The sequence below is a fragment of the Nocardia farcinica genome, from assembly GCF_029867845.1.
Lineage (GTDB): Bacteria > Actinomycetota > Actinomycetes > Mycobacteriales > Mycobacteriaceae > Nocardia > Nocardia farcinica_A.
Genome location: NZ_JARWRU010000742.1, coordinates 1 through 5,838 on the forward strand (window position 1 = coordinate 1; position 5,838 = coordinate 5,838).

General features: G+C 71.2%; 6 protein-coding genes. 5 read left to right on the top strand and 1 reads right to left on the bottom strand.

The window, feature by feature from the left end:
- The first annotated feature begins 224 nt into the window (after window positions 1–224).
- The 5 genes from QH283_RS16190 to QH283_RS16210 all read left to right on the top strand — a co-directional run bounded on the left by QH283_RS16190 (window position 225) and on the right by QH283_RS16210 (window position 4,875).
- Window positions 225–584, top strand: a complete 360-nt coding sequence (locus tag QH283_RS16190; protein ID WP_280503814.1) for a hypothetical protein — start codon at window positions 225–227, stop codon at window positions 582–584.
- A gap of 6 nt (window positions 585–590) precedes the next feature.
- A complete protein-coding gene (locus tag QH283_RS16195; RefSeq protein WP_280503815.1) occupies window positions 591–1,136 on the top strand; it encodes a hypothetical protein in 546 nt (181 codons plus the stop codon).
- A 72-nt stretch (window positions 1,137–1,208) separates the two neighbouring features.
- On the top strand, window positions 1,209–3,248 hold the full coding sequence (locus QH283_RS16200; protein ID WP_280503816.1) for an MMPL family transporter: 2,040 nt from the start codon (window positions 1,209–1,211) through the stop codon (window positions 3,246–3,248).
- A gap of 224 nt (window positions 3,249–3,472) precedes the next feature.
- On the top strand, window positions 3,473–4,360 hold the full coding sequence (locus QH283_RS16205) for an NmrA family NAD(P)-binding protein (protein ID WP_280503817.1): 888 nt from the start codon (window positions 3,473–3,475) through the stop codon (window positions 4,358–4,360).
- 50 nt (window positions 4,361–4,410) lie between these two features.
- The gene (locus QH283_RS16210; protein ID WP_280503818.1) at window positions 4,411–4,875 is read left to right on the top strand and encodes an NUDIX domain-containing protein; all 465 of its coding nucleotides are present in this window, start codon (window positions 4,411–4,413) and stop codon (window positions 4,873–4,875) included.
- Window positions 4,876–4,885: 10 nt separating this feature from the next.
- Here the strand turns inward: QH283_RS16210 and QH283_RS16215 are convergent, their stop codons facing one another.
- Window positions 4,886–5,758, bottom strand: coding sequence for a heme ABC transporter ATP-binding protein (locus tag QH283_RS16215; RefSeq protein ID WP_280503819.1), 873 nt, complete (start codon window positions 5,756–5,758; stop codon window positions 4,886–4,888).
- Window positions 5,759–5,838 lie beyond the last annotated feature (80 nt).

Genomic DNA, 5,838 nt, shown 5'->3' on the forward strand with positions numbered 1-5,838 from the left:
ACCCACAGCCGGCCACCCCGAGCAGCGAGGCAACCACCACCGCGAGAATGGGGGAAACCGCACCGCCAGGGCGCATCCACCTAACTCCTCCACGACCGGGACGAAACGACACTCCATCTGACCACGGCGGCCGGACACACCGGGTGACCGGGGTCCGGCGGGTCGCGCCGTCGGTGATCAGCGATACGGTGAACAGCACCAGTGTCCGACCCAGGGAGATCCGTGTGACCGCCGAGCAACGATCGGGGTTCGCCGTCGACGATGTGACCCTCGGCAGATTCGCGCACGGCTTCGGCACCACCGACGACGGCAGGCCGTTCGCCTTCCGCACGGTGCGCGCGGTGCTGTCGCTCGAGATCTACCGGCCCGACATCGACCCCGGCGCGGTGCCGGGACCGGAGGACATCGTGGCCGTCGCCCACGCACGGGTGACCGATGTCGACCTCGACGACGAACGCAGCGTGGTCGCCCTGGTCCGTGACCTGATCCCCGCCGCCGAGCCGGTCGCCCACGACCCCACCCCCCGCGGGGTGACCGTGCGCGCCCTGCTGGGACGGCTGGGATCTGTCCTAGATGGTAAGTAGGTAGTGATGCACACCACTCGTTCGTTGCCGACCGCGCTCGCCGCAGCGGCCCTGATCGCCCTCGCCGCGGCGGGCACCGCCGCGTGCGGGTCCGACACCGCCGACGACGCCGCCGTCGACGAGGCCCGCTCCAGAGCGGTGGCCGCGCTGTCGTCCTCGGCCGCGGCGACCTCCAGCTCCATCGCCGCGCGCGTGATCCCCACCGCCGCCGAACTCGACGCCCAGATCAAACGGGCACTCGACCCGTCGCTGCCCGACAGCGAACGCACCGCCCTCATCGAGGACGGCGACGCCTTCCGCGACGCCATCCCCGACATGTACCAGGCGCTGGCGGACAACCCGCGCGCCGTCTACGGCGTCACCGACCCGGTGTTCGACAACCACGACGGCACCCTGACCGCGACCATGCGCCTGGACAAGGACGGCACCGGCACCGCGGTGCGCACCACCATCGTGCACTTCGTCTACCTCGACGACCGCTGGAAGATCTCCCGCGACGACCTGTGCGGCATCCTGCGCTCGGCCGACTACCGGACCCCGGCCTGCGGATAACAGCTCAGCGCGCCCATGTTGCATTCCGGTTCCCTGCGGTGGGGGCGTTTCGTCCACCGCCATCGTTTCCTCGTGCTCGCGGTCACCCTGTTCGCGGTGCTGCTGTCGGGCTGGTACGGCCGTGACCTGGGTGAGCGGTTCACCCAGGAGGGCTGGTTCGACGAGTCCAGCGAGTCGGTGGCCGCCGCGAAGCTGGCCGACACCACCTTCGGCCGCGCCACCGACTCCGATCTGATCCTGCTGTTCACCGCCCCCGACGGCGCCACCGTCGACGATCCGCCGGTGCGGTCGGCGGTCACCACCTACCTGGCGGATCTGCTGCGCGACTACGACGAGCAGATCCTCAAGATCGACAGCTACTGGGACAGCCCGTTCGCCGCCCAGGCCACCGACGCCACCCGCACCCACGCCTTCGCCAGCGTCGGCCTGCACGGCGACGGCGGCACCGAGACCATCGAGCACTACCTGACGGTCGAGGACGCCCTGGCCGCCGGTGTGCCCGGCGGCGGTCCCGGCGGCACGACGGTGCAGCTGGCCGGCCTGCAACCGATCGTGGAGGGCATCAACATCGGCATGCAGGACGACATCCGGCGCGCGGAGATCATCGCGCTGCCGCTGGTGGCGATCCTGCTGTACTTCGTGTTCGGCGGCGTCATCGGCGCGCTGCTGCCGGTGTTCATCGGCGGCATGACGGTGCTGGCCACCCAGGGCATCCTGCGGTCGCTGACCGGTGTCATCGACGTCAACATCTTCGCCAGCGCGGTGATGACGCTGGTCAGCCTCGGCCTGGCCATCGACTACGGGCTGTTCACGGTGACCAGGTTCCGGGAGGAGCTGGCGGCCGGGCGAAGCGTGGAGGAGGCGACGGCCCGCACGGTCGCCACGGCGGGGCGCACGGTGCTGTTCTCGGCGGCCATCATCGCCGTCAGCCTGGCGGCACTGTTCATCTTCCCCAACGGCGTGCTGCGCTCGGTGCCCTACGGCGGCATCAGTTCGGTGCTGCTGGCCGCGGTGATGTCGGTGACGGCGCTGCCTGCGGCGCTGGCGATCGTCGGCCGTCACATCGATTTCCTCGGCTGGAAGCGGTTCTCGCGGTCCAGGACCGAAGCCGAGATCGATGCCGGGTTCTTCTCGAAGCTGGCGGTGTGGTCGATGCGGCGGCCGTGGACGGTGACGCTGACGATCGTGCTCGCGCTGCTGGCGTTGGCGCTGCCGCTGCGCGACATCGAGTTCGGCGGCATCAGCGAACGCTATCTGGCCTCGGACAATCCGGCGCGGGTGGCGCAGGAGAAGTTCGACGAACTGTTCCCGGCGTTCCGCATCGAACCGCTGCGGCTGGTGGTGGTCGGCGCCGACTCCGCGCAGCTGGGCGAGATCCGCCGCGCCGCCAACCAGATCCCCGGCCTGACCGGCCGGTTCGAACCCGCGGTGCCCACCACCGACGGCATCAACGTCCTCGACGCCGGGTTGCGCGACAAACGCGACGCCGACGCGGTCATCTCCGCGCTGCGCGCCATACCCGAACCCGACGGCGTGCAGATCATGGTGGCCGGAGTGCCCGCGCTGGAACGCGACAGCATCAACGGCCTGCTCGAGCGGCTGCCGCTGCTGGTGGTGATCCTGGTGGCGGCGGCGCTGGCGATCATGTACGCGGCGTTCCGGTCGATCGTGCTGGCGGTCAAGGCGGTGCTGATGAGCGCGCTGAGCCTGCTGACCACCCTCGGCATCCTGACCTGGGTGTTCGTGCAGGGCCACGGCGCGGAACTGTTCGACTTCACACCCGGTCCGCTGATGTTCGCGGTGCTGGTGCTGATCGTGGCGGTGATCTTCGGGTTGTCCACCGACTACGAGGTGTTTCTGCTGTCACGTGTCAGCGAGGCCCGTGCCGCCGGCGCCGACGCGCAGGAGGCGATCCGCTACGGCATCGCCCACACCGGCAGCGTGATCACCTCGGCCGCGGCGATCCTGATCGTGGTCACCGGCGCGTTCGGGTTCTCGGATCTGGCGTTGATGAAGTACATCGCCTACGGCATGATCGCCGCCCTGCTCATCGACGCCACGGTGATCCGGCTGATGCTGACTCCCGCTGTGCTGAAACTGATCTGGCGCTGAAACTGACCTAACGCTGAAACCGATCCGGCGCTGAAACCGATCCGGCGCTGTCCGTTCGCGGCTGAGCTCCCCGGATCGGGAAGTGATCCGGGGAGCGAGCCGTGGTCCAGGGTTTGGCGAGCGGTGAGCGAAATCCTTGCTCCAGGCGCGGCCGGCCAGTGTGCTCGAGCCGCAGGGGCGCGGCATCCGGCCGCACCGCAAACCCGTGAGAGGGGACCGATTCCATGATCCTGGTGACAGCAGCGACCGGCTCGATCGGCAGGCATCTGGTGCGTGCGCTGCACGAGCAGGGGGCGCCGGTGCGGGCGCTGGTGCGCGAGGAGGCCAAAGGCCGCGCGCTCGGGGTGGACTACGCCGTCGGCGACTTCGACGACCCGGCCTCGCTGGCGGCGGCGTTGCGGGGCGTGCGGCGGGTGTTCCTCAACGGGCCAGGCGCGCTGCCGGTGGACGGCGAGCAGCCGGGCCTGCGCGGACAGAAGGCGCTGATCGACGCCGCGCGGGCGGCGGAGGTGGCGCATGTGGTGAAGGTGTCGGTGTGGGACGCCGCGCCGGCAGCGCCACTGTCGCAGGGACTGCACTGGGAGGTCGAGGAGTACCTGCGGGCCTCGGGGCTGGGGTCGTCGGTGCTGCAGCCCGCCGGGTTCATGCAGAACTTCCTGGCGCCGACCGCGTTCACCCCCGACGGCCGGTTGATCGCCTCCTACGGTGACGCACCGGTCGCCTATGTCGACGCCGCCGACATCGCCGCCGCCGCGGCCGCCCTGCTGACCGCCGAGCAGCCCGCGCCGGGGCCGGTGGTGCTGACCGGCAGCCAAGCGCTCACCGACGCACAGGTGGCCGCGAAACTGTCGGCCGTGCTCGGCCGCACCGTCGAGCTCGCGCCGTTCCCGGCCGAGCAGATTCCCGCCGCGCTCACCGCCCAGGGGCTGCCGGAGTGGTTCGCCACCCAACTGGCGACGCTGGTCGCGCAGGTCGCTGCCGGCGCGCAGAGCGTCCCCACCGACGGGGTGGCGCGACTGACGGGGCGTCCGGCGCGGACCTTCGACCAGTTCCTCGCCGACAACGCCGAAGCGGTCCGCGCGGCAACGCATTCCGCGGCTACCGGCCTGTAAAGCGTTTCCGTCCAGTACTTCTGGCGGCAGATCCTGCCAGACTCGCAGTCATGAGCGACTACATCGCATGGCTGCGCGGACTCGTCGGCCACGCACCGATCCAACTGCACTGCGCCGCCGCGGCCGTCATCGACAACGGCCGCGTGCTGCTGCGCCGCCGCGCCGGGGACCAGGGCTGGGGACTGCCGTGCGGCACAGTGGAACTGGGGGAGACGGTCCGCGCCGCAGCTGTCCGGCAGGTGGCCGAGGAAACCGGTCTCGAGGTGAAGGTCAACGCCCTGCACGGGGTGTACAGCGGCTACGAGCACCGCTTCCCGGACGGGGATGTGGCGCAGACGATCACCACTGTGCTGCGCTGCGGGATCGTCGGCACCCGCGCGCACTCGCTGGACCCACGGGTGCAGGAGATGCGGTTCTGCGATCTGGACGAGGAACTGCCCGGCCCGCTGGTCGACGAACTGCACGCCGACCTGCTGGCCGATCTGCGGGCGGGCCGGGTGAACGTGCTGCGCTGAGCGGACGCGTTCAGCCGCGGGCGGGCAGCACCAGTTGCGCGCCGGTCACCGGGTGGTCGAACACCTCGACCGGGTGCTGGTAGACGCGGCTGAGCAGTTCGCCGGTGAGCACCTCGCGCGGCGGCCCGTCGGCGGCGACGCGGCCGGCCTCGAGCACGGCGACCCGGTCGGCGTAGGCGGCCGCGATGCCGAGGTCGTGCAGCACCACCACGACCGCGGCGCCCTCGCCCGCGCGGGCGGCGGCCAGGCGCAGCACCTGCTCCTGATGGCCGAGGTCGAGGGCGGCGGTTGGTTCGTCCAGCAACAGGGTGGAGGTCTGCTGGGCGAGGACACGCGCCAGGGCGACGCGGGCGCGTTCACCACCGGACAGGGTGGGGAAGGAACGGTGCGCCAGATGGGTGACATCGGCCGCGGCCAGCGACTGCTCGACGACACGGTCGTCGTCCAGGTCGCGGGGGGTGCGGGCCCACGGGGCGCGGCCCATGGCGACGACCTCACGGGCGGTGAAGGGAAAACCGACGGTGTGGCTCTGCGGCAGCACCGCGCGACGGCGCGCCATGTCCAGCGGTGTCCAGTGCGTGAGCGCACGCCCGTCGAGTTCGACCCGTCCCTCGGCCGGGGTGAGCTCACCGGCGAGCGCGGCCAGCAGAGTGGATTTCCCCGCGCCGTTGGGCCCGACGAGGGCGACGATCTCCCCGGCGGCGACCTGGAAACCGACCCGGTCCAGGACACGACGGGCGGGACCGCTGCCACCGTGCCGGATGACGGTCAGCCCGACCGCGCGCAGGGTGACCTGACCCGGTTCGGGGGTGGCGGGCAGCTCGGAGGTGCGGGTGAGCGCGGCCAGGCGCCGCCGCAGCGACGAGGTGTCGGTGGTGGTCATCCCCAGCCTCCGGCTCGGGGGCGGGTGCGTCGCAGGAGCCAGAATAATAACGGACCGCCGACCAGCGAGGTGAGCTTGCC

Coding starts and splice junctions, on each gene's coding strand:
- QH283_RS16195 (WP_280503815.1), top strand. CDS start 591: ATGCACACCACTCGTTCGTTGCCGACCGCGCTCGCCGCAGCGGCCCTG.
- QH283_RS16205 (WP_280503817.1), top strand. CDS start 3,473: ATGATCCTGGTGACAGCAGCGACCGGCTCGATCGGCAGGCATCTGGTG.
- QH283_RS16210 (WP_280503818.1), top strand. CDS start 4,411: ATGAGCGACTACATCGCATGGCTGCGCGGACTCGTCGGCCACGCACCG.
- QH283_RS16215 (WP_280503819.1), bottom strand. CDS start 5,758: ATGACCACCACCGACACCTCGTCGCTGCGGCGGCGCCTGGCCGCGCTC.